This window comes from Desulfoferula mesophila, from assembly GCF_037076455.1.
Classification (GTDB): Bacteria; Desulfobacterota; Desulfarculia; order Desulfarculales; family Desulfarculaceae; genus Desulfoferula; species Desulfoferula mesophila.
Window position 1 is genome coordinate 2,532,568 of the sequence record NZ_AP028679.1, and the last position, 21,769, is coordinate 2,554,336.

A 21,769-nucleotide genomic window follows, 5' to 3' on the forward strand; every position below is an offset into this window, starting at 1 on the left:
CCGGACCCTGATTTACCTTGGAGGAGGCGGTAACAATGGCCAGAAAACCCACAAGCCCCCTGGCGGAGCCTACTAACCGGCTCACCGGATTATTGCTTGTGGGGATTTTGCTCATGATCATGGCGGTAATCGCCATCACCACCGCCCGGCGCATGCAAAGCACCGGCCAGCTGATGCGCCACTCCCTGGCCACCCAGGGCGAATTGGTCATCAAATCCCTGGAAGGGGCCACCCGTTTCGGCATGCGCCACCACATGTGGGGCTCGCTCAGGATGCAGTCCCTGGTGGAAGAGATGCTGCGTCTTCCTTCCTTGGCCTCCCTGGTGGTCATGGGGCCGCAGGGAGAAGTGCTGGCCGCCGGGGTGGCCGCCGGCGGAGTGGACGATGTGCCGGGCAAGGCCCTCACCGGGCTTTCCCCGGAGGTGCAACAAGCCGTGGACAAGCGGCAGCCGGTCATCCTGTTCCTGGGCAAGGAGTTGGTGGTGGGCCGCCCCTTCGAACCCCTGGCCGACTTCCAGCGTCAAGGGCGCTCCCTGCCCCCCTGGGCCAATTCCATGGACGACCACATGCGCCAAATGATGGGGCAGCCCCGGGGCGCCGGACGGGCAGGAGGACCGGGAGGCCCTCCCCCCAAGCCGGGTTATGTGCTGGTGCGCCTTTCCACCGAATCCATTCGCGTGGCCCAGGGCCGCGATCTGACCAGTTCCCTGCTTCTGGCCGCCGTGGTGTTTTTCTCCGCCGCCGCCCTGGCCGCGGCCATGTTCTTCTACACCAGACGGCGCCAGAGCGAACTGGAGCGCCTGCGCGAGGAGGTGGCCGAGAACCAACACCTGGCGGCGGTGGGCCGTCTGGCCGGTTCGGTGGCCCACGAGGTGCGCAATCCCCTCTCCGCCCTGCGCGGGCTGGTGCAATACCTGGCCAAGGGCCATGAGCCGGGCACCCGTTCCTATCAATGCGCCGAAACCGCGGTGTCGGAGGTGGACCGCCTGGAGCGGGTCGTCTCCGGTCTGTTGGATTACACCCGTCCCCGCTCGCCCCGCCTTATCCCCCTGGATCTGCAAGAGAGCATCGCGGGCACCCTGCGTCTGCTGGCCGACGAGCCCCGCTCCCAGGGGGTGGAGGTCATCAGCCGCCTGGAGCCGAACCTGCCCCTGGTACAGGCCGACCCGGACCAGGTGCGGCAGATTCTGATGAACCTGATCATCAACGCCTTGGAAGCCAACAACGGCAAGGGCTCGGTGGTCGTCTCCGCGCTAAGCCTGGGAGACCAGGTTAAAGTTGAAGTACAGGACCAGGGCGAGGGTATCCCGCCCGGCAAGTCCGAGGAAATCTTCGATCCCTTTTTCAGCACCAAGGAAAGGGGCACCGGGTTGGGTCTGGCCATTGCCCGCCGCCTGGCCCGGGGCATGGGCGGGCAGTTGACCGCCGCCTCTCTTGAGTGGCAAAAAGGTTCCAAGTTCACTCTCACTCTCACGGCAGAAGAGGCCAAGGCATGAGCAAACGTTCCAGCATCCTGGTCGTGGACGACGAGGCGGCCCACCGTCTGATGCTTACCGCCCACCTGGAAGAGGCGGGCTACAACGTTCTGGAAGCTCCGGACGGCGAAGCCGCGGTTGGCCAGGTGGAGAAGGCCCGCGTGGACCTGGTGATCATGGACCTGGTCATGCCGCGCATCGACGGCATGGAGGCGCTCAAGCGCATCAAGTCCAGCCATCCCGATCTGCCGGTGATGATGATGACCGCCTACGGCTCCATAGACAACGCGGTCAAGGCCCTCAAGTTGGGGGCGGCGGACTACATCACCAAGCCCCTGGACGTGGACGAGGTGCTCATCAAGATCGAGCGCCAACTCAAGGCCGCCAACCTGGCGCGGCGGGTGGCCTCCCAGGCCGAGCGCCTGGGCGAGCGCTTCGACTTTTCAGCCATGGTGGGCGAGAGCCCGCCCATGCGCCGCCTCAAGGAGACCATGGCCCTGGTGGCCCCCAGCCAGGCCACGGTGCTCATCACCGGCGAAAGCGGCACCGGCAAGGAAGTGGCGGCCCAAATACTGCACCAGAACTCCCCCCGCGCCGATGGACCGCTCATCAAGGTGAACTGCGCCGCCCTGCCCGAGAACCTTTTGGAGAGCGAACTGTTCGGCCACGAAAAGGGCTCCTTCACCGGAGCCACCAGCCGGCGGGAGGGGCGCCTGTCCGCCGCCGACGGAGGCACCTTGTTCCTGGACGAGGTGGGCGAGATGACCCCGGCCCTGCAAGCCAAGCTGCTCCGGGCCCTGCAAGAAGGCGAGTACTCCCCGGTGGGCAGCGACCGCACCTACCACGCCGACGTGCGGGTGATCGCGGCCACCAACCGGAACCTGGCCGCCGCCGTGTCCGAGGGGGAATTCCGCGAAGACCTCTACTACCGTCTCAACGTGGTGAACCTGGCCATGCCCCCTCTGCGCGACCGGGGGGATGACGTGCTTTTGCTGGCCGAAATCTTCCTGCGCCGTTTTGCTCGGGACAACAACCGGGAGCTGAAGGGCTTCAGCCCCGAGGCCCGTACCCAGTTGATGAGCTACGCCTGGCCGGGCAACGTGCGCGAACTCATCAACGCGGTGGAGCGCTCGGTTATCCTGGCCCAGGACCAGACCATCGGGGTGGGCGAGTTGCTCCTGGGCATGGCCAGCCCCCGCTCGCAAGACGATTCGGCCTTGCACGCGGGCATGACCATTCGCGAGGCGGAACGCATTCTCATCGAAAAGACCCTGGAAGCCACCGAGGGCAACCGCACCCGGGCGGCCGACATGTTGGGTATCACCCGCAAGACCCTGCAAAACAAAATTAAGGAATTTGGCCTGCCGCCGGCGTAAAAAAGGCTGTTAAAAAAAGCAAGAGCGGCCGGTGGGCGGTCGAATTTCCGGTGGCAGCCGGCGCACCGTCTAAAAGTGGCTGTTTTGCAACGAGGTGGCTGGGTTCGCTGCTTGGCACAACCGAGGCTCTCGGCCCTAGCGCAATCTCCGGCGCCTGCGCGTGGAGCGGGTGGCCGCCATGGCAACCATGCGGCGCACGAGAATGGGGCCGCCTCAGATCGCCATTTTCTTTTCCATGCCTCTTTCCGCTGCGACCGATCCAAGAGCAAGCGCACGTCGTTTGAACCGCGCCCTGGCCATCCACGCCTAGGCGAACAGGTCAATCTGGCGGGCCCGGCGGCGGCTCACCACCCTCTCGGTGCGCAGGGCCCCGGTGGGGATATCCCCCAGCAGGGGCGAAGCCGCCCGCGGCCCGCCCACTCCGAACAAGCTGCGGGCCTTGGCCCGGCTCAGGAACAGGCTCTGCCCGGCCCTGGTCATGGCCACGTACAGCAAACGGCGCTCCTCGCCCAAGTCGGCGGGCTCCCCGTTTGGCGGCTGGTAAGGCAAAAGCCCCTCTTCCACCCCCACCACGAACACCGCCGCGAACTCCAGGCCCTTGGCAGCGTGCATGCTCATGAGGCTCACCCGTTGGGCCTTGAAGTCCAGGGGGTCGGTCTCGGCCAGGGGCTCCTGCCCGGCCACCTGGAAGGGAATTCCGGCCTGGGCCAGGGCCTGGGCCAGGGGCGCGGCCTGGGCGTGCAAACGGTAGAGCACCGCAATGTCCCGGGGGGCCAGCTCGCCCGCGTCGCCCCGCTCCACCTGGCGCGAGTCCAGGCCGCCGGTAAGCTCCACGATCTTGGCCGCCACCCAGGCCGCCTCGGCCTTGGGGCTCGTCAGCTCGGCCCACACCGGCTTAACCCCCGGCCCGGCCTGGGCGCTCAGGCTCAGGCGTCCGGGGTCAGGGTCTGAGGCCAGCAGGCCCTGGGCGGCCTGCAGAATGGCCTCGCCGTTGCGATAGTTGCGGGTCAGCCCGATACCCATGGCGCCGGGGAAATCCTGGGCAAAGCGCAAGAACCCCTCGCGGCTGGCCCCCCGAAAGCCGTAGATGGCCTGGTCCGGGTCGCCGATGGCGGCGAGGGAGGCCCCTCCGGCGAGCAGGAACTTGAGCAGCGACACCTGGGCCTGGTTGCTGTCCTGGTACTCGTCCACCAGCACGTGGTCGAAACGGGCCCCCCAGGTATGGGCCAGGTCCGCACTTTCTTCCAGGGCCAACGCCGCCCGGCGCACCAGGTCGTCCAGGTCCAGGGCGCCGCGCTCGGCCAGGGCGCTTTCATAGGCTTGCCACAAAGGTGCGATTTCCGCCTCGGGCTCGGGATGCACCTGCTGCTTGAGGCGGGTGAGGGTCAACTCGGCCCAAGAGGGGCGCAACTCGAACCGGGCGGCCAACTCCTTGATCAGGGCGGCGCGCTCCGTCTCGCCCAGGATGACCAGCTCTCGCCCCAGGGCCTGGGCCAAGATCTCGCGGCCCAGGGCATGGAAGGTGCTCACCTTGACCAGGGCGGCGGCGGGGTGCTCTCCGGCCAGGCGGCCGGCCATCTCCTCGGCGGCCTTGCGGGTGAAGGTGATCATCAGCACCCGGCCGGGCGCCGCGCCCTCCTCCACCAGGCCCGCGGCCCTCGCCACCAAGACCCTGGTCTTGCCCGCGCCGGGCCCGGCCCGCACGATGAGCGGCGCGCCCCGGTGGGCCACCGCCTGCTGCTGCTCGGGATTCAGGCGATCACCGGTGCTCTCGGCCAGACTTAAGAGCGGCGGGGCGGGCTCCGGCTTAGTCAGGGCTTTTTTTTTAAGCTGGCGGCGGGTGGACGGGGCCTCGCGCCACAGGCTGCCCTGGCCCTTGAGCTGCTCACGCTCCTGGGGGGTGAATAGCTTGACCACCCCGAACTCGCCGTCAAAACCGCCCTCCAGGACCACCTCGCCGGCACGCATGCGCCGCACCGCCTCGCTCAACACCGGTCCCCCCACCCGCTCCAACTCCTCCAGGGGGGCCTGACGCAGGATGAACAGCTCGGGCCCCACCTCGGCCAAGAGCTGCTCCACCGCCTGGGTCACGCCTTTGGTGGCCGGTCCCCGCTGCATTACCTCGCCCACCACCTCGTTCAGGGGAACGATGGACTCGAAGTTGGGCGCGTTGGGGGGAAGGTAGCCTTCGGGGCGGTCGGCCAAATCCTCCACCCGGCTGAGCACCCCCACGGTGAGGGGTTTGCCGCACACCGGGCAAAGGCCGCCCAGCTCGCGGGTCTCACTTGGCTCCAGGCGCACCCCGCACTTGCGGTGGCCGTCCAGGTGATACTTGCCCTCGTGGGGGAAAAACTCCAGGGTTCCGGCCAGGCCCTCGCCGCCGGGTGAGCTGAGGGCATGGGCCAGGGCGGGATAGGTGGGCTCGCAGGTGAGCAGGTTGGCCTCCCGGGCCAGCTTGGCCGGGCTGTGAGCGTCGGAGTTGCTCACCAGCTTGTAGCGATCCAGGGCGCTGAGCCGCCAGTTCATGGCCGGATCGGAGGAAAGCCCGGTCTCCAGGGCGTGAATGTGCCCGCTCAGGTCGTCGAAGCACTCTTCCAGGGCGTCGAAACCGCTCTTGGAGCCGAAAAGGCTGAACCAGGGGGTCCAGATATGGGCCGGGATGAAGATGACCTCCGGCGCCTCGTCCAGGCACAGCTCCAGCAGATCCCTGGTGTCCAGGCCCAGGATGGGCCGTCCGTCGCTGGTGATGTTGCCCAGGCGGTCCAGGCGGGCGTTGATGCGCCGGGCCGCGGCAAAATCCGGCGCCAGGATCAGGGAGTGCACCTTGCGGGTCACTCCGTGGCGCTTGTAGATGGTGCTTATCTCGCCGGAGAGCAGAAAACGCACCGGGGCGCGGCAGGGGCCGGGCACCTCGGCAGCCAGGGCCCGAGCCGACTCCGGGTTGAGCTCGTAGGCCCCGTCGCCGGTCTCCACCAGCTTTTGTTCCAGCTCCTGCAGCCAGACCGGGTGGGTGAAATCCCCGGTGCCCAGCAGGCCGATTCCCTTGCGCTGGGCGGCCAGCCACAGGTTCTCGGGGTTCAGGGTCTTGGCCGTGGCCCGGGAATAGCTGGAATGTATGTGTAGATCGGCGATCAACATGGCACCCAAAACTAGCGCGCCGGAGCCCGGGAAGCAAGCGCGCAATTGCCCGGCCGGTTTTGCAGCGTTTTCATGACCTGTTTGCAGTTCCCCTTGTGTCGAATTCCGGTCAGTGTTAAGATGCGAACGTCAACCCGTAAGAATTTGACGAAATAGCGTCTCAAGTCCCACAGCGAGGGGCTCGCTGCCACACTTGCAATCCCAGGAGGTTCCTTGTCCGACGCGCCACTGCCCAGGGTTAAACCTCACGCCAGAGTCCTGGTGGTGGAGGATGACGCCGACTCCTCCCTGCTTTTTGCCGCCCTCATGGAGTCCGAGGGCCACGAGGCGGTCAAGGCGGACAGCGGCGAGGAGGCCCTGGAGCTTCTGGCTCAGGACAGCGATTTCGACCTGGTGCTCCTGGACCTGGTGCTGCCCGGCGTGGGCGGCTGGGAGGTGCTGGAGCGCATCAAGACCGACGGCAAGCTGCGTTACGTGCCGGTGGTGGTGCTCTCGGCCCTGGACGACAAGGCCACCACCATCAAGGCCCTGGAGTTGGGGGCCGAGGACTTCCTGAGCAAGCCGGTGGACGTGGAGCGCATGCTCTCCCGGGTGCGGGTGATGCTCCGCATCCGCAGCCTGTATGAGGATCTCATCCACGAGCGCTCCGGCCGCCAGCACGCCCAGCGTAGCCTGGAGATGCGCCGCTATTTCGGCCAGGTCATGGGCGGCTCGTCCCAGGTGCAGCAGCTGGCCGACGTGCTGGAAAACGTGGTGGACACCGACGCCACGGTGCTCCTGGAGGGCGAGAGCGGCACCGGCAAGGGCCTGCTGGCTGAATCGGTACACCGCTTCTCCCGGCGCAGCCAAGGCCCCATGGTGGTGGTCAACTGCTCCGCCTACCCCGAGACCCTGCTGTCATCCGAGCTCTTCGGCCACGAAAAAGGCGCCTTTACCGGAGCCATCCGCCGCAAGCCGGGGCGCTTCGAGCTGGCCCACGGGGGAACCATCTTTTTGGACGAGATCGCCGAGATCAGCCCCCTGACCCAGCTCACCCTGCTGCGGGTCATCCAGGACCACCAGTTCGAGCGGGTGGGCGGCGAAAAGACCCTCACCGTGGACGTGCGGGTGTTGGCCGCCACCAACAAGCCCCTGGCGGGCATGGTGGAAAAGGGCCTTTTCCGCGAAGACCTGTTCTACCGCCTCAACGTGGTGCGCCTGGAAGTGCCCTCCCTGCGCACGCGTCCCGAGGACATCCCCTTTCTAGCCAACAGCTTCTTGAACTCCCAAGCCGAAAAGCTGGGCAAGGCCATCTACGGCTTCGAACGGGAGGCCCTGACCCGGCTCATGTCCTATGGTTGGCCGGGCAACGTGCGCGAGCTAAAAAACGTGGTGGAGCACGCCGCCCTCATGTGCCGCGAAGACGTGATCTGCCTGGCCAACCTGCCCGCGCGCCTGGCGGATGACCAGGCCACGGGGGCCACGGGCCTAGCGGCGGCCCCGGTGGGGCGGCTGTGGGACAACGAGCGGGAGATCATCGCCCACACCCTGGAGCGGGTGAATTGGAACAAGTACCGGGCGGCGCAGGTTTTGGGCATCGCCCGCTCCACCCTCTACGGCAAGATTAAAAAGCACGGCCTCACCCCCCCGGCGGGGAGCGAGGCCTCGCAGGACTAGCCGAAAACCTAGGCCATCTTGCCCAGGCTCAACTCCTGCTGGGCCCCCTGGGGCGCGGGCACCTCGAACACGTTTAGACTCAGGGCCACCATGCAATAGTAGCCAACGATGCCGGTTAGCTCCACGATGCCCTCTTCCCCCAAGAACTCCAGGCAGCGTTCATAGGTGTCCTGCTCCACCTTGGTCAGCTCCAGGGCCTGGCGGCAAAAGGCGTAAACCGCAGCCTCGTCCTGGGCCTCGAACTCCGGCTCCATCTTGTAATTGATGCTGGTGATCACCTCCGGGGACAGGCCCGCCCGCCGGGCGAAGGGCTCGTGAATGGCCCACTCGGCGGCGCAGTTCCAGTGGCGGGCTCCCACCAAAATGGCCAGCTCTGACAGGCGGGGGTCCAGGACGGTGTGCAGGCGCAAATGCTCCCCCAGGCGCGAGGCCCAGCGGGCCATGCCCGGCGCGCGCAGCCACACGTTGAAGGGCCCGTTGGTGCTGGGGCGGCCTTGTACCACCTCTTGCCATATTTCGGCCTGCTGCCGATCCATCTGTTCCGGGGCTAATTCTTCTATCCGGGGCATGCCGCCAAACTCCCGCGCCAGGGGCGCAAAAAAATGGCCCCCGGATTCGGTCTCCGGGGGCCGCGATTTTATTTGTCGTCCTTGTTGGCCATATCCTTGATCGCCTGGCGCATGGCCTCCAGCTGCCGCTCGGCCAGGTAGTTCACCGAGCCTTCGGGGTAGGCATCGTCCTCGCCGCGCTCCCCGGCGGGCAGGCCGGTGAACAGCTCCAGGGCCTGGTCCATGGCGTCCACCGCGTAGACCGCGAACTTGCCCTCGGCCACCGCGGCCACCACGTCCGGGTGCAGCATGAGGTTTTTAAGGTTGGCGGTGGGGATCACCACCCCCTGCTTGCCGGTGAGGCCCCGCTCTTGGCACAGGCGGAAGAAGCCCTCGATCTTGAGATTCACCCCGCCGATGGCCTGGGCCCGGCCATGCTGGTCCATGCTGCCGGTGATGGCCAGGTCTTGGCGCAGGGGCACCTGGGCCAGCTCGGAGAGCAGGGTTATCACCTCGGCCAGAGAGGCGGAGTCGCCGTCCACCATGCCGTAGCTCTGCTCGAACACCAGGCTGGCCTTGAGGGCCAGCGGCGCCCGGCGCGCGAAGCGCCTTTGCAAGAAGCCGCCGATGATCAGCACCCCCTTGTTGTGGAAGGGGCCGGAGAGATCGGCCTCGCGGTCGATGTTGGTCAGCCCCTCCTTGCCCAGGCCCACGCTGGCCGAGATGCGGCTGGGCTTGCCAAAGGCGTAGTCGCCCAGGTCGTAGACCGCCAGGCCGTTGATCTGACCCTGGGCCGCTCCGTCGGTGGCGATGTTGATGAAGCCCCGGGTGGTGGCCTCGCGCAGGTGCTCCTCCATCATGGCCCCGCGCCGCCGGCGCCCGGCGATGGCCGTGGTCACGTCCTCGGCGGTTATGTTTTCCCGCCCCGCCTGCCCCGCGTGGAAGTTGCTCTCCTTGACCAGATCCTCCAGGTCGGCCAGGCGCAGGGTCAGGTGCTCGCTGTCGCCGGACATCTCCGCCGCCCGCTCGATGAGCCGGGCCACGGCGCTCCGGTGCAGGGGCCTCAGCTCCTCCCGGCGGCTGACGCGGCACAGGTGGTTGATGAACTCGCCCACCTCCGCCTCGCCCCAGTCCATGTATTCGCTCATCTGGGCCCGCACCTTGAACAGCTTGGGGAACTGCTGGTCGTGCACGTAGAGCAGGTGATAGAGCTCGCTGTCGCCCACCAGCACCACCTTGAGGTTCAAGGGAATGGGCTCGGGCCGCAGGGTGCGGGTGATCATGTAGCCCAGTTGCTCCATGACGTCTTCCATCTTCACCTTGCGGTCCCTGAGCGCCCGTTTGAGCCCCTCCCAGGGCAGCCAGTAGCGCAGCAAGTCCATGACCGGCAGCACCAGGTAGCCGCCGTTGGCCCGGTGCAGGGCCCCGGGCTTGAGCAGGGTGAAGTCGGTGAGCAAGGCGCCGAACTGGGCCTGGCGCTCGATGCGGCCAAAGAGGTTGGGATAGGTGGGGTTGTGCTCCACCACCACCGGCGCGCCCTGGGCGGCCGAGTTGTCCACGAACACGTTCACCTGGTACTCGCGGAAGTCCGGCTCCTCGGTGGGCACCGGGAAGGGCATCGGCGACTTTTCCTTTTGTTTGAAGTGCTCGTAGTTGGTCACCAGATCCTGCTGCACCTGGTCCAGGTAATCCAGTACCGGCTGCTGCCCGGCGTACTCCTCGTGCATGTCGGAGAGCATGTGGCCCACCGCCTGGAGCACCAGATCCTTGTTGAGATTGTTCAGGGCCTCTTGCAGCTCTTTTTCCTGGGCGTTAACCGCGCGCAGGGCCTCGGTCACCTTGGCCTGGATCACGTCGCTTTTTTGGCGCAGATCCTCGCGCTGCTCTTCGCTCATATCCCGCAGGGCGGCGTCGGGCAGGGGTTCGCCGTCCTCGCCGGCCGGGGCCACCATGATCCCGGTGGGCTCGAACTTGAGCACGTAGCCCTGCTCCCTGGCCTGGGAATCGAGCTGGGAGAATATGTCGCTGCGCGCGCGCTTGAACTCGTTGGTGAGGTTGTCCTTGCGCCGGGTGTAGTCCTCCCCCTCGAACAGCTCGGGGATGGCCGCCTTCATGTTGTCCAAGAGCTTGTTCATCTGCTTGGCCAAGTGGCGGCCCCCGCCCGGAGGCAGGCTCAGGGCCTTGGGCTCGTCGGGTTCTTGGAAGTTATGCACGTAGACCCAGTCCGGCGGCGGGGGCTGCTCGGCGGCCAGACGGTTTAGGAAAGTCGTTACCAGGTGGGTCCGGCCGGTACGCTGGGTACCGGCCACATAGACGTGGAAATCCATGTCCTGCATGGCCAGGCCGAAGCTCAAGGCCTCCTTGGCCCGGGCTTGGCCCACCACGGAGTCGAGGCACTCCGGGGCTTGATCGGTGGTTTCAAAGGGAACCAGGGCGGGATCGAAAACCCGCCGCAGTTGGGCGACGTCCAGGGGTGGAGGGGAAGATGAAGGCATGGCGCACTCCCGCCCGAGGTTCAGAGGGAAAATGAGTTTTCAGTCAGATCATAGAATAGCACATGCCGGAAGGAACCGGCGGGGCGGGTAGGCAAAGAGTCAGCAGTTGCCGCCGGCGTGTTGCCACCAGGCGTTGTTGGCCATGTCCCGCAGGCGGCAGACCAGGTCGCTGAGGTCGGAGGACTTGTCCAGTACCGAGAGACCCTCGATGCAGGGAGACATACGGGGCCGCCCCAACAGGACCACGCCGCCGTCGTGCACCTGGCGCAGGTGCTCCATCCAGCTTTCCAGGCGGCCCCCCACCAGGTCCAGGTTGGTCACCAAAACATGGGCCGGAGCGCCCTTGAGGCTGTGCATGGCGCGCCTTAGATCGGAGCGCACCACCACCCTGAAACCGGCTTCCTCCAACTCTTCGCGATACAAACGGGCCAGGCTGGGGTCGCTCTCGACGACCATGATTTGCAGCATGGCTTCTCCTCGCAAGGTTCGAAGAAAAATTAGATTGGTTGGGAATTCTAGCCTTGTTTATATGCAAAAAAGAGACCATTGAGGCAGGTAAGCTTATCGGGGGGTTAGGTTGGGTGCCGAACCGGCTAGTGTCCGATTTTAGACAGGGTAGTATGGACGCAGTCCCGACGGTCGCGTTTGGCCTCGAATTGGGGCCAAAAAGCCTACTGTATCAATTGCGACATATGTCCGGTTTTAGACATATTTTTTAGAGCATTTCAATCGGTTTTCCCCTCTTCTCAAAATCGCCCTCAGCGGCGGTGCAGTCTTATTTATCGCTATTATTCAATTAGTTATCCGCCACAGCCAAGCCCAGGGCCGCCTCCGGTCGACCTGTGGCACATTAATTGCTTAATCGAGAGGCAATACTATTACTCTTGACCGGCAAGGGGGATCCTAATGAGGCGTTTTAAGAGGAGTCGCAAGCAGCAGTTTATTCCCAACATCAACACCGAAGAGTGGCTGGCTAACAACCCCAATGCAATGATTCAGTGCCCCAGCCAACCCGGTGGATTGAAGCTTACCCGCGAATCCTGCGCCAAACGCTACATGACTGCCAACGAACCCCGCTGGGCCAACATAGGAGCCGAACCCTTCCACATCTTTGTGTTCAAAATGAATCTGGTGGCCTGCCGCAAGTGCGACGTAGGGGCCGGTTTCGCCAAGGAGTTGAAGGTCCAGGCAGCCTAAGCATATCAGTTTCCCTCCTCGTGTAGTGGTGGCCGGTGCACCCCCCCGGCCACCGAGGCCCGCGCCAAATGCGCGGGCCTTTTTTTGTGTATTCGCCGGGTTGCCATGTGGCTCCGAGACCCTTAAAATGACTGGATTTGGGTCTGAACCACAACCCCGGAGCAATTAATGGCCAAATCGCTAACCCGGAAGATAATCGAAGCCCACCTCAGCGAAGGTTCCTTCGAGCCCGGCAAAGAAATTTCCCTCATAATCGACCAGACTCTCACCCAGGACGCCACCGGCACCTTGGCCGCTCTGGAATTCGAAGCCCTGGGTCTGGAAAGGGTGCGCACCGAGGTCAGCGTGTCCTACGTGGACCACAACATCCTGCAAGCCGATTTCAAGAACCCCGACGATCACCGCTTCCTGCGCAGCTTTGCGGCCCGCTACGGCTTGTGGTTCTCCCCGCCCGGCAACGGCATCTGCCATCAACTTCACGCGCTGTTCTTTGGCCGTCCCGGCGCCACCCTGCTGGGTTCAGACTCCCACACCCCCCATGGCGGGGGCCTGGGCATGCTGGCCATGGGAGCGGGCGGCCTGGACGTGGCCGCGGCCATGGCCGGGGTTCCCTTCTCCCTGCCCTGCCCCAAGGTATTGGGCGTGCGCCTGGTTGGCGAGCTCTCTCCCTGGGTGGGGGCCAAGGACGTCATTCTGGAGCTGCTCAGGCGTCTCACCGTAAAGGGCGGCGTGGGCCTGGTGCTGGAGTATTTCGGCCCCGGCGTGGAGACCCTCAACCTGTACCAGCGCACCGCCATTACCAACATGGGGGCCGAGCTGGGAGCCACGGGCAGCATCTTCCCCAGCGACGAGCAAACCAGGCGCTTTTTGGCCGAGCAGGGCCGTGAGGAGGCCTGGCAACCGCTGGCCGCCGACCCGGACTGCGACGACTACGACCGCGTGGAGGAGATCGACCTGAGCGCCTTGGAGCCCCTGGTGGCCTGCCCCTCCAGCCCGGACGCGGTGCGCCCCGCGGCCCAGCTTACCGACGTGCCGGTGGAGCAGGTGATCATCGGCTCCTGCGGCGGAGGCAGCTATTGGGACCTGATGATCCTGGCCGCCGCTCTCAAGGACAAGCACCCGGCCCCGGGGGTGAGCCTGGCGGTCAACCCCGGCTCGCGCCAGGCCTTAGCCCAGATCGCGGCCAACGGAACCCTGGGCGACCTGTTGGAGGCGGGGGTGCGCCTGCACCAGGCGGGCTGCCTGGGTTGCATCGGCATGAGCCAGGCCCCGGCCACGGGCACGGCCAGCGTGCGCACCTTCCCCCGCAACTTCCCCGGCCGCTCGGGCACCAAGGGCGACCAGGTGTACCTCTGCGGCCCCCAGGTGGCGGCGGCCACCGCCCTGGCCGGGCATATCGCCGACCCCCGGGAGCTGGGCCCGGCCCCGGTGGTGCCCCCCGCCCCGCCGGTGCGTCCCAACGCCATGGCCGCGCCGCCGGCCGACGGTTCCGGCGTGGAGGTGCTGCGCGGCCCCAACATCGCCCCCTTCCCCCAGTTGGAGGAGTTGACCGAGGATCTGAGCTGCACCGTGACCCTCAAGGTGGGCGACAACATCACCACCGATCACATCATGCCGGCGGGCAGCCAGATCCTGCCCCTGCGCTCCAACGTGCCGGCCATCAGCCGCTTCGTGTTCGCGGCGGTGGATGAAAGCTTCGCGGACCGCACCCAGGCCGTGGGCTCGGCCGTGGTGGTGGGTGGTGATAACTACGGCCAGGGCTCCAGCCGGGAGCACGCCGCGCTGGCCCCGCGCTATTTGGGGGTGCGGGTAAAGATCGTCAAGAGCTTCGCGCGCATCCATCGGGCCAACCTGATCAACTTCGGAATCGTCCCCCTGGTGCTGGCCGACCCGGCGGACTACGATCGCCTGGACGAAGGTCAACTCATCGAGTTCCCCGGCCTCAAGACCGCCCTACTCGAGGAAGTGGAGCGATACGAGGCCATTTTGGAAGGCCAGCCCTTGCCCTTGTTGATAGCGGCCAGCCAACGGGAGCGGGAGATCCTGGCCGCGGGCGGCAGGCTCAACTACATCAAGAATATGCTGTGAGACCAGGGCGGCTCCCGGCCCTTGCCAGGAACCGCCTCAAGTAATATGATTAATTGAGATCCCGGTTCGCCGGGATTTTCAATACCGCCCAAGTGACCACGTGGTCACTTGGTACAACGGCCCGGCCGTTTAATTTTGGCGCCGTAGGTGACCAGGTGGTCACTCAACCATAACCCTTAGGGACCAGCATCATGCCTCCCAGAATGAGCACCGCCATGGCGGGTCAGGAGCCCGCTCTCGCCCAGGGCCTGCCGCCCTTGGAGTTGAACCCCGGCCTGGTGAGCGACCCGGGCCTGAAACCGGTGGCCGCCAAGCTTATCGCCGGCGAGCGCCTGGACGCCGCCGACGGCCTGGCCTTGATGACCAGCCAGGACCTCTTGGGCCTGGGCGCCCTGGCCCATGCCGCCCGCCTGGCCAAAAACGGCCTGGCCACCCATTACGTGCTCAACCGCCAGATCAACTACTCCAACATCTGCGGCAACCGCTGCACCTTCTGCGCCTTTTGGCGGGAGCCGGACGGCGAAGGGGCCTACCTGCTCTCTCCCCAAGAGGCCGCCGCCCTGGCCGCCGAGCACCCGGAAATGGATCTGGCCGAGCTGCACATCGTGGGCTCCTGTCATCCCGAACTGGGGCTGGATTACTATTGCGAGCTGCTGCGGGCCCTGGGCGCGGCCCGGCCCAAGGCCACCCTCAAGGCCTTTACCGCGGCCGAGATAGATCATTTCGCGTGCCGGGAAGGCATCTCCGCCCGGGAGGTGCTTAAGCGCTTCATGGACTGCGGCCTGCGGGCCCTTACCGGGGGCGGGGCCGAGGTGTTCTCTCCCCGGGTGCGGGCCAAGCTGTGCCCCACCAAGACCAGCGGCCAGCGCTGGCTGGAAGTGAGCGGCCAGGCCCACGCCCTGGGCCTGCCCACCAACGCCACCATGCTCTACGGGCACATCGAAACCCCCCAGGAACGGGTGGAGCACCTGCTGGCTCTGCGCGACCAACAGGACCTCAGCGGCGGCTTCAGCGCCTTCATCCCCCTGGCCTTCCACCCGGACAACACCGGCCTGGGCGATATCAGCCGCACCACCGGCCTGGACGACCTCAGGGTCGTGGCGGCCAGCCGCTTGCTGTTGGACAACATCCCCCACATCAAGGCCTATTGGGTCATGCTGGGGCCCAAGGTGGCCCAGGTGGCCCTGAACTTCGGGGCCGACGACCTGGACGGCACCATCGTGGAGGAGCGCATCACCCACACCGCCGGGGCCACCACGGCCAAGGGCATGACCGAGGCTGAGCTCAGGCACCTGATAACCTCGGCGGGCTTCGTGCCGGTCCGGCGCGACAGCTTCTACCGGAGCCTGGAGCAGGATTGATGTCCCCGGCCCGTCGCCCAAGCCCCGCCCTGGCCCAGGCCCTGCAAGCGGCCGAGACCGGCGAACGCCTCAGCCCCGAGCAGGCGGTGACCCTGCTCACCCAAGCCGAGTTTCTGGAGCTGGGCCGTCTGGCCCATGCCGCCCGGCTGCGCCACAACCCCGAGCCGGTGGTGACCTACGCGGTGGACCGTAACATCAACACCACCAACGAGTGCCTCTCGGGCTGCCGCTTCTGCGCCTTTTTCCGGCCTCCGGGACACGCCGAGGGCTACGTGCTCACCCCCGAGGAGCTGGGCCGCAAGATCGACGAGACCCTGGCCCTGGGCGGCACCCACATCCTCATCCAGGGCGGTCTGCACCCCAAGATCGGCGTAGAGGCCACCTGCGAGAGCTTCCGCTTCATCAAACAGCACCACCCCATTCACATCCACGGCCTGAGCCCGCCGGAGGTGGTGCACATGGCCCAGGTGGACGGCCTGAGCATCTCCGAGGCCATCGAACGGCTGCGGGCCGCCGGGCTGGGCTCCATCCCCGGCGGTGGGGCCGAGATTTTGGTGGACCGGGTGCGCTCGGCCATCGCGCCGGGCAAGTGCGACGCCGACCAGTGGCTGGGAGTCATGGCCGAGGCCCACCGGCAGGGGCTCATGACCACGGCCACCATGATGTTCGGCAGCCTGGACACGGTTCAAGACCGGGTGGAGCATATGCGCCGCCTGCGCGAGTTGCAGGAGCAAAGCCTGTCTTTGGGCAAGGGCTCCTTCACCGCCTTCATCCCCTGGACCTTCCAACCGGCCAACACCGCCCTGAGCCACCTGCCCCCGGCCACGGCGGTGGACTACCTGCGCACCCTGGCGGTGAGCCGCCTGTTCCTGGACAACTTCCCCCACGTGCAGGCCTCCTGGGTCACCCAGGGGGCGGGCATCGCCCAGACCGCCCTGGTATTCGGGGCCGACGACCTGGGCTCCACCATGATCGAGGAAAACGTGGTGGCCGCCGCCGGGGTCAGCTTCCGCCTGCCCCGGGAAGAACTGGTGCGCCTGGCCAACGACATCGGTTTTGCCGCCCGCCAGCGCGACGTGTTCTACAACCCCGTCTAGACGTGCTATAAAAACCGCATGACTTACCCGAGCACGGCATACACCGCCCGTTGGGTCTGGTGCGCTCCCGGCGATCTGCGCCCCGGCGCGGCGGTGACGCTGCAAGACGGCTGGATCACGGAAGTGGCGGCGCGCCCGCCCCGTGGCGCGCGGGTGGTGGACCTGGGCGAGGGCCTGCTGCTGCCCGGCCTGGTCAACGCCCATACCCATTTAGAGCTATCCGGCCTGGCCGGGCTAATGCCACCCCAAGGCGACTTCGTGGTCTGGCTGGAAAGCATGGTCAACCTGCGCCCGGTCCAGCTCAGGCAAAACGGTCCCGAAGCCACCTTGGCGGCGGTGGAATATCTGGCCCAAAGCGGCACCGCCCTGGTGGGCGACGTGACCAACACCGGCAAGGCGGCCCAGGCGCTGGGCAGCGCCGGGGTCAGCGCGGTGAGCTTTTACGAGGCCCTGGGCGCGGCCAAGGCCGAGCCGCCCGAGGCCCAGGCCTCCTGGCAGGGCGCGCTGCTCCTGGCCTCGGCCGTAGCCGCCCATGCCCCCTATTCCATCCCCACCGCCCGTCTGGCCGCGCTCAAGGCCAAGGCCGGGGCCATGCCCTTTGCCATCCACCTGGCTGAATCACGGGCCGAGGTGGAGTTCCTGGCCGGGCGAGGCAGCGAAGGCCGGCGCCTGGAGGAATTTCTGCGGGATCGGGGCCTGCGCCGCGAGGATCTGGACCTGGCCGCCGCCACCCCCCTGGGCCAGCTTCAGGCCGCCGACGCCCTGGACCACCGCACTCTGCTGGTGCATGGCGTGCAGCTCACCTTGGACGAGATCGAACAGGTGGCCGTGGCCCAGGCCAGCTTGTGCGTGTGCCCCCGCTCCAACCTGGGGCTCACCGGCGGCCTGGCCCCGGTGGAGGCGTTGCTGGCCGCCGGGGTCAACCTGGCCCTGGGCACCGACTCCCTGGCCTCCGCCCCCAGCCTTAGCCTGTGGGAAGAGATGGCCGCCCTACTGGCCGCCAAGCCGGGCTTGGACCCGGAGGCGGTGCTGACCATGGCCACCCAAGGCGGAGCCCGGGCCCTGGGTCAGGCGGGACGGTTCGGGGTGCTGGACCCCGGCGCGGCCGGGCCCCTGGCCTTCGTGCCCTTGGCTGGAGTAAGTCAGAGCGAGGTGATCGAGGCGGTGGTGCGCGGCGAGCACGCCGGTGCGCCGCGCGGCGTGGGGCGCGATGATGGCGGGAAGAAGAAAGAAGAAGGCAGGTAAAAAGGGTAAAACCAGTTGTCGCCGGTTGGCTGATGCCGCGCGGCGACGATCCGCCGCCTTGTCTATGTACCTCCTACCCTGGCATCCAACCGCGCCCTAGCCAGTCCGCCCACCTGCATCCCAGCCACCCGAACCGAACCCAAACTAGCCCCTCCCCCCTTTGCCAACCAACAAAAACGGGCCCGCCATGTTTGGCGAGCCCGTGATAGCCATATCGTGCCGACTTAATTTTCTTCGGTGCAACGGATAACGCCCCGCCCAACCTCCGGCACAGCCAGGCGTGTCCAGGCAAGGCGCCGGGCGAGCGAGCCCCACAACGCAGCATGGGCGCGTCTGGCGCAGCCGCCTAGTTTAATGCAGAATCTTACCTATCCTGTCCCAGCGCACCCCAAAGCCATGGTCGGTCCAGGACCAATAGATGATAAAGGCCTTGCCCAGAATGTCCTTGCGGGGCACGAACCCGCCGCGCCCGCCGAACCAGAAGCGCGAGTCATAGGACTGATCCCGGTTGTCGCCCATCACGAAGTACTGGTCCGGGGGCACCCTCACCGGGCCGAAGTTGTCCCTGGTTTGCGCCCCGCTGGGCAGGACCATCGCGTCGGTGTATTTGCCCCAATGATCTTCGAGCTTTTTGCCGTTGATATACACGGTCTTGTCGCGCACCTCCACGACGTCGCCGGGCAGACCTATGATGCGCTTGATGAAGTCCTTGTCGCGGTCCTCGGGGTAGAGAAACACCACGATGTCGCCCCGCTCGGGATCGCCGATGGGAATTATCACCGTGTCGCTGAAGGGCAGCTTGATGCCGTAGGAGGATTTGCTTACCAGCAAATGATCGCCGATGAGCAGGGTGGGGATCATGGAGCCGGAGGGGATCTTGAAGGCCTGCACCCCCCAGGTGCGGATAATCAAGGCCAGCACCACGGCCCAGATCAGGGCCTCCAGGTACTCGCGGATTATCGACTTTTTCTTTTTTTCCGAGCGGCGGCGAATGAACACTAACTGCTCCCTGCAATACGGCTTGCAAACGCTAGTCGCAAAGCATATCCCCTGGCCCGGCGGGTGACAAGCCTTTAACTTTTCGGCTGCATGCCCAGCAGGCCGGGCAAATCCCGCAGGTCGTCCAAGTGAGCCCAGGCCTCCAGCTCGCGGTTGCCAAAGGCCACCAGGCGCACCCCGGTGGCCTGGCACAGGCCCTCGTCGGTGGTGCTGTCGCCCACGTAGACCACCTGCTCGGGGTCCAGGCCGAAGTGACCCAGCACCTGGAGCATCATGGCCGGATGGGGCTTGGCCCGGCCGGCGCTGTCGGGGTTGGCCACCAGGTCAAAAAGCTCCAACAGGTCGAAATGGGCCAGGCTGGAGCGTGCGGTGGCGGTGCGGTTGGTGGCCACGGCGGTGCGCCAGCGCTGGCGCAGGCGGGCAATGGTCTCGCGCGCGCCGGGATAGAGCCGGAGCAGCTTCATGAACGGAGTCGAGTCCATGGTGGGCCAGTAGGCCATGGCCCGGTCATAGTCCTCGCCCCGCCCCACCAAGGCCTCCAGCGAGCCGGGCATGGCCTCGCGGTGGATGATCTCGGCGAATCGCTCGGCCACGGGCTCGCGGCCCAGATGCACGAGGATGTGGTTGTAAAAGGCGATGTTGGCCGGCAGGGAATCGAACAGAACCCCGTCCAGATCGAACACCACCGCTTTGAGATCGCCGGGCGGAGTGGGTAGCTTGTGTGTGCTCATGGCTCGCAATACAAGACGGGGCCCGTGGGGGCCCCGTCGCAGGTTCGGTTAAATCATGCGGGCGCTTGGGCGCCCCGGAGCTAGTGATCCGGTCCGCTAATGTGACCGGCCCACAGATCAAGCATAGTCTTCAGGATGGTCAGGGTCAAGGTGCCGAAAACCACCGTTATGATGCCGTAGAACAGGCCGAAGAAGATGATGTGGCCGATGTCCCAGATCCATTCGTAAGCAAAGGGGAACATATCCAGGCCTCCTTACTCGTTGAGTTCCGGCTCTTGCGGGAAGATGGGCAGATACCGGTAGGCCAGCATGAACACCAACAACCCGAAGCCCAGCACCAGGCTGGCGATGCCCCACTCCTGCCAGGAAGGCAGGTAGGCGTGGAAGCTCTCAAAGGGCAGCACCGGCAGGGCCAGCGACTGGATGGTGAACACGAAGCGGTTCAAGGTGACGCCGATGCAGGCCAGCAGCATGGCCAGGAACATGAGGCCGTAGCTTTCGCGGACCTTTTCCTGAACCAGCATCAGGGCGGGCAGCCAGCCGCACAGGCCCAACTCCACCCACATGAGCCAGTAGCCGTAGGGAGAGTGGTACATGTCGTCCATGGTCAGGCCCGCCGCGGGCAGCTTGATATAGGCCCACCAGGCGGTGTCTGCGCTCTTGGCCACCATGTAGGTGATCAGCAGCCAGCCGCTGATCTTGCCCATGAGCATCTTGACGCTGTGCTTGGTCAGCTTGCGGCCGGTGATCTTCTCGGTGAGCATCACGATCATGGTGGTGAAGCTGGGGCCCACCGCTATGGCGCTCCAGATGAACAGGAAGAAGGTCCAGGGCCAGATGCCCAGACCGCCGCGGGCGGCAAAGGGACGGGCGTAGAGCACGCCGAACATGCCGCCCAGGGAGCCCTGGTGGAAGAAGCTCAGGAAGGTGCCGGCCGCCGCGAACACGATCATGATGGTGTGCAGGTTGTGGCCCATGGTGCCGAACTCGGGCACCCTGCTTATGCGCCGGTTGTCCAGCACCGAAGGCAGCAACTCGATGGTGAGCACGATGGCGTAGGTGGTGATGCAGAACATCACCTCGGTGAGCATGGAGTGCACGTTGGCGTGCCAGAAGCCGAACCAACCGCGGATGGGCTGGCCGATGTCGATGCCCAGCATCAAGATGGCGCCCACGTAGCAGATAAAGCCGATCAAGACCGCCGCGTTGACGATGGGCTTGAGCTCGGTCTTGCCTACTATGTAGTTGAGGAAGCTGGTGAAGAAGGCGCCCGCCCCCAGGGCGATGACCGCCAGGTCCACCACAATCCACACGCCGAAGGCGAAGTAGTCGTTCATATTGGTCTGGTTAAGACCCAGGGCCAGACACAACACCGCGCCGACGGTGAAGTAGGCCAGCAGGGTCAGGGGCAGCCCCAACCAGATCAGGAACACCTCGGGCCGGCACCGCTTGGTGCCTTTGGGCCACCAGCTCGAGTCGTCCGCGTACTTAGGTAGATCGTCTAACCATCTTCTCATTGTTGACCTCGCCTATTGCTAGTGACCGCTCTGAGGGGCGGCCTGGGCAAACTTATTGTGGCGGGTTACATAGTTGTCGGCCTTTTTGCGCACCCATTCCCGCTTGGACATGTAATACACCTTGGGGTTGGTGTGCAGGCGTTCCAACAAACGGAAGGTGTACTCGCTGGAGATCAGCTGGTGCACCTTGTGCTTGGGGTTCTGCAGCTGCCCGAAGGTGATGGCCCCGGAGGGGCAGGCCTCGGTGCAGGCGGTCTGGTAATCCATCTCGCCCACTTCGCCGCCGCTTACCAGGGCCTTGTTGCGGGCGGCCTGGTAACGCTGGTAGCAGAAGGTGCACTTTTCGGCCACGCCGCGCATGCGCGGGCTCACAAAGGGGCTCAGGGCGCGGGGGGTTCCCTTGGGCCAAGGCACGTCGTACCAGTTGAAGTAACGAGCGTGGTAAGGACAGGCCGCGACGCAGTACCGGCAGCCGATGCACCGAGTGGGAATCTGGCTGACGATGCCGGTTTCCTCGTCATAGTCGGTGGCCGTGGCCGGGCACACGCTCACGCAGGGGGTGTGGGCCGCCTCCTCCATGGGGTCTTCCTGGAAAAACGCCTGGCCCGGCGTGCCGGAGGTGCCGCCCTGGCAGTGCATGCAGGGCCGGGGGATGAAGGCCACCTCGGTGTCGGGGAAGGACTTGCCGTTGTCGATCTGATAGACCCGCATCCAGGTGATGGAGCGGATCTTGTCGGTCTCGTCGTGCAAGACCCCGATGTTGTTTTCGCTCATGCAGGCCACCGAACAGGCGCCGCAACCGGTGCACTTGTCCAGGTCTATGACCATGCCGAATCTCATTACGTC

17 protein-coding genes are annotated in these 21,769 nt (G+C 65.8%); 8 read left to right on the top strand and 9 right to left on the bottom strand.

The window, feature by feature from the left end:
* Positions 1–113: 113 nt before the first annotated feature.
* Together AACH32_RS11420 and AACH32_RS11425 are read left to right on the top strand one after the other, a co-directional pair.
* Positions 114–1,496, top strand: a complete 1,383-nt coding sequence (locus AACH32_RS11420) for an ATP-binding protein (RefSeq protein WP_338599411.1) — start codon at positions 114–116, stop codon at positions 1,494–1,496.
* On the top strand, positions 1,493–2,851 hold the full coding sequence (locus AACH32_RS11425) for a sigma-54-dependent transcriptional regulator (protein ID WP_338599413.1): 1,359 nt from the start codon (positions 1,493–1,495) through the stop codon (positions 2,849–2,851). Before AACH32_RS11420 ends, AACH32_RS11425 begins: the two co-directional genes overlap by 4 nt.
* Positions 2,852–3,157: 306 nt before the next feature.
* On the opposite strand, the gene AACH32_RS11430 is transcribed toward AACH32_RS11425, so the two are convergent.
* The gene (locus AACH32_RS11430; RefSeq protein WP_338599415.1) at positions 3,158–5,989 is read right to left on the bottom strand and encodes a UvrD-helicase domain-containing protein; all 2,832 of its coding nucleotides are present in this window, start codon (positions 5,987–5,989) and stop codon (positions 3,158–3,160) included.
* A gap of 213 nt (positions 5,990–6,202) precedes the next feature.
* On the opposite strand from AACH32_RS11430, the gene AACH32_RS11435 reads away from it, so the two are divergent.
* Entirely contained in the window at positions 6,203–7,645 is a 1,443-nt protein-coding gene (locus AACH32_RS11435; RefSeq protein WP_338599418.1) for a sigma-54-dependent transcriptional regulator, read from the top strand.
* Positions 7,646–7,653: 8 nt separating this feature from the next.
* On the opposite strand, the gene AACH32_RS11440 is transcribed toward AACH32_RS11435, so the two are convergent.
* From AACH32_RS11440 to AACH32_RS11450, 3 genes are all read right to left on the bottom strand, one after another.
* Positions 7,654–8,214 (bottom strand): carboxymuconolactone decarboxylase family protein, encoded by a 561-nt coding sequence (locus AACH32_RS11440; RefSeq protein ID WP_338599421.1) that lies wholly within the window; start codon positions 8,212–8,214, stop codon positions 7,654–7,656.
* A 68-nt stretch (positions 8,215–8,282) separates the two neighbouring features.
* Positions 8,283–10,688: a Lon protease family protein gene (locus tag AACH32_RS11445; RefSeq protein WP_338599424.1), complete on the bottom strand. Its 2,406-nt coding sequence runs from the start codon at positions 10,686–10,688 to the stop codon at positions 8,283–8,285.
* Between the two features lie 99 nt (positions 10,689–10,787).
* Positions 10,788–11,156 carry a hypothetical protein gene (locus tag AACH32_RS11450; RefSeq protein WP_338599427.1) on the bottom strand — a complete coding sequence of 123 codons (369 nt, stop codon included), beginning with the start codon at positions 11,154–11,156 and terminating at the stop codon, positions 10,788–10,790.
* 438 nt (positions 11,157–11,594) lie between these two features.
* Between AACH32_RS11450 and AACH32_RS11455 the strand changes: the two genes are divergently transcribed.
* The 5 genes from AACH32_RS11455 to AACH32_RS11475 all read left to right on the top strand — a co-directional run bounded on the left by AACH32_RS11455 (position 11,595) and on the right by AACH32_RS11475 (position 17,676).
* Positions 11,595–11,885, top strand: a complete 291-nt coding sequence (locus AACH32_RS11455) for a hypothetical protein (RefSeq protein WP_338599430.1) — start codon at positions 11,595–11,597, stop codon at positions 11,883–11,885.
* A gap of 168 nt (positions 11,886–12,053) precedes the next feature.
* On the top strand, positions 12,054–13,973 hold the full coding sequence (locus AACH32_RS11460) for an aconitate hydratase (RefSeq protein WP_338599433.1): 1,920 nt from the start codon (positions 12,054–12,056) through the stop codon (positions 13,971–13,973).
* 191 nt (positions 13,974–14,164) lie between these two features.
* Entirely contained in the window at positions 14,165–15,334 is a 1,170-nt protein-coding gene (mqnE, locus tag AACH32_RS11465; RefSeq protein WP_338599435.1) for an aminofutalosine synthase MqnE, read from the top strand.
* Entirely contained in the window at positions 15,334–16,431 is a 1,098-nt protein-coding gene (mqnC, locus tag AACH32_RS11470) for a cyclic dehypoxanthinyl futalosine synthase (RefSeq protein ID WP_338599437.1), read from the top strand. The genes mqnE and mqnC overlap by 1 nt, the downstream gene beginning before the upstream one ends.
* An 18-nt stretch (positions 16,432–16,449) precedes the next feature.
* Complete coding sequence (locus tag AACH32_RS11475) at positions 16,450–17,676, top strand: amidohydrolase family protein (RefSeq protein ID WP_338599440.1); 1,227 nt, start codon at positions 16,450–16,452, stop codon at positions 17,674–17,676.
* A gap of 351 nt (positions 17,677–18,027) precedes the next feature.
* Here AACH32_RS11475 and lepB read toward each other — a convergent pair whose 3' ends face one another.
* From lepB to qrcC, 5 genes are all read right to left on the bottom strand, one after another.
* Positions 18,028–18,675, bottom strand: a complete 648-nt coding sequence (gene lepB / locus AACH32_RS11480; protein ID WP_338599442.1) for a signal peptidase I — start codon at positions 18,673–18,675, stop codon at positions 18,028–18,030.
* Between the two features lie 74 nt (positions 18,676–18,749).
* Complete coding sequence (locus AACH32_RS11485) at positions 18,750–19,406, bottom strand: HAD family hydrolase (RefSeq protein WP_338599445.1); 657 nt, start codon at positions 19,404–19,406, stop codon at positions 18,750–18,752.
* 80 nt (positions 19,407–19,486) lie between these two features.
* Complete coding sequence (locus AACH32_RS11490; protein WP_338599447.1) at positions 19,487–19,648, bottom strand: hypothetical protein; 162 nt, start codon at positions 19,646–19,648, stop codon at positions 19,487–19,489.
* 12 nt (positions 19,649–19,660) lie between these two features.
* Positions 19,661–20,923 (bottom strand): menaquinone reductase integral membrane subunit QrcD, encoded by a 1,263-nt coding sequence (gene qrcD, locus AACH32_RS11495; RefSeq protein ID WP_338599449.1) that lies wholly within the window; start codon positions 20,921–20,923, stop codon positions 19,661–19,663.
* Between the two features lie 18 nt (positions 20,924–20,941).
* Positions 20,942–21,751 (bottom strand): menaquinone reductase iron-sulfur cluster-binding subunit QrcC, encoded by an 810-nt coding sequence (gene qrcC / locus AACH32_RS11500; protein ID WP_338599451.1) that lies wholly within the window; start codon positions 21,749–21,751, stop codon positions 20,942–20,944.
* Positions 21,752–21,769: the final 18 nt, after the last annotated feature.

Coding starts and splice junctions, on each gene's coding strand:
- AACH32_RS11420 (WP_338599411.1), top strand. CDS start 114: ATGATCATGGCGGTAATCGCCATCACCACCGCCCGGCGCATGCAAAGC.
- AACH32_RS11425 (WP_338599413.1), top strand. CDS start 1,493: ATGAGCAAACGTTCCAGCATCCTGGTCGTGGACGACGAGGCGGCCCAC.
- AACH32_RS11430 (WP_338599415.1), bottom strand. CDS start 5,989: ATGTTGATCGCCGATCTACACATACATTCCAGCTATTCCCGGGCCACG.
- AACH32_RS11440 (WP_338599421.1), bottom strand. CDS start 8,214: ATGCCCCGGATAGAAGAATTAGCCCCGGAACAGATGGATCGGCAGCAG.
- AACH32_RS11445 (WP_338599424.1), bottom strand. CDS start 10,688: ATGCCTTCATCTTCCCCTCCACCCCTGGACGTCGCCCAACTGCGGCGG.
- AACH32_RS11450 (WP_338599427.1), bottom strand. CDS start 11,156: ATGCTGCAAATCATGGTCGTCGAGAGCGACCCCAGCCTGGCCCGTTTG.
- AACH32_RS11455 (WP_338599430.1), top strand. CDS start 11,595: ATGAGGCGTTTTAAGAGGAGTCGCAAGCAGCAGTTTATTCCCAACATC.
- AACH32_RS11460 (WP_338599433.1), top strand. CDS start 12,054: ATGGCCAAATCGCTAACCCGGAAGATAATCGAAGCCCACCTCAGCGAA.
- mqnE (WP_338599435.1), top strand. CDS start 14,165: ATGCCTCCCAGAATGAGCACCGCCATGGCGGGTCAGGAGCCCGCTCTC.
- mqnC (WP_338599437.1), top strand. CDS start 15,334: ATGTCCCCGGCCCGTCGCCCAAGCCCCGCCCTGGCCCAGGCCCTGCAA.
- AACH32_RS11475 (WP_338599440.1), top strand. CDS start 16,450: ATGACTTACCCGAGCACGGCATACACCGCCCGTTGGGTCTGGTGCGCT.
- AACH32_RS11485 (WP_338599445.1), bottom strand. CDS start 19,406: ATGAGCACACACAAGCTACCCACTCCGCCCGGCGATCTCAAAGCGGTG.
- AACH32_RS11490 (WP_338599447.1), bottom strand. CDS start 19,648: ATGTTCCCCTTTGCTTACGAATGGATCTGGGACATCGGCCACATCATC.
- qrcD (WP_338599449.1), bottom strand. CDS start 20,923: ATGAGAAGATGGTTAGACGATCTACCTAAGTACGCGGACGACTCGAGC.
- qrcC (WP_338599451.1), bottom strand. CDS start 21,751: ATGGTCATAGACCTGGACAAGTGCACCGGTTGCGGCGCCTGTTCGGTG.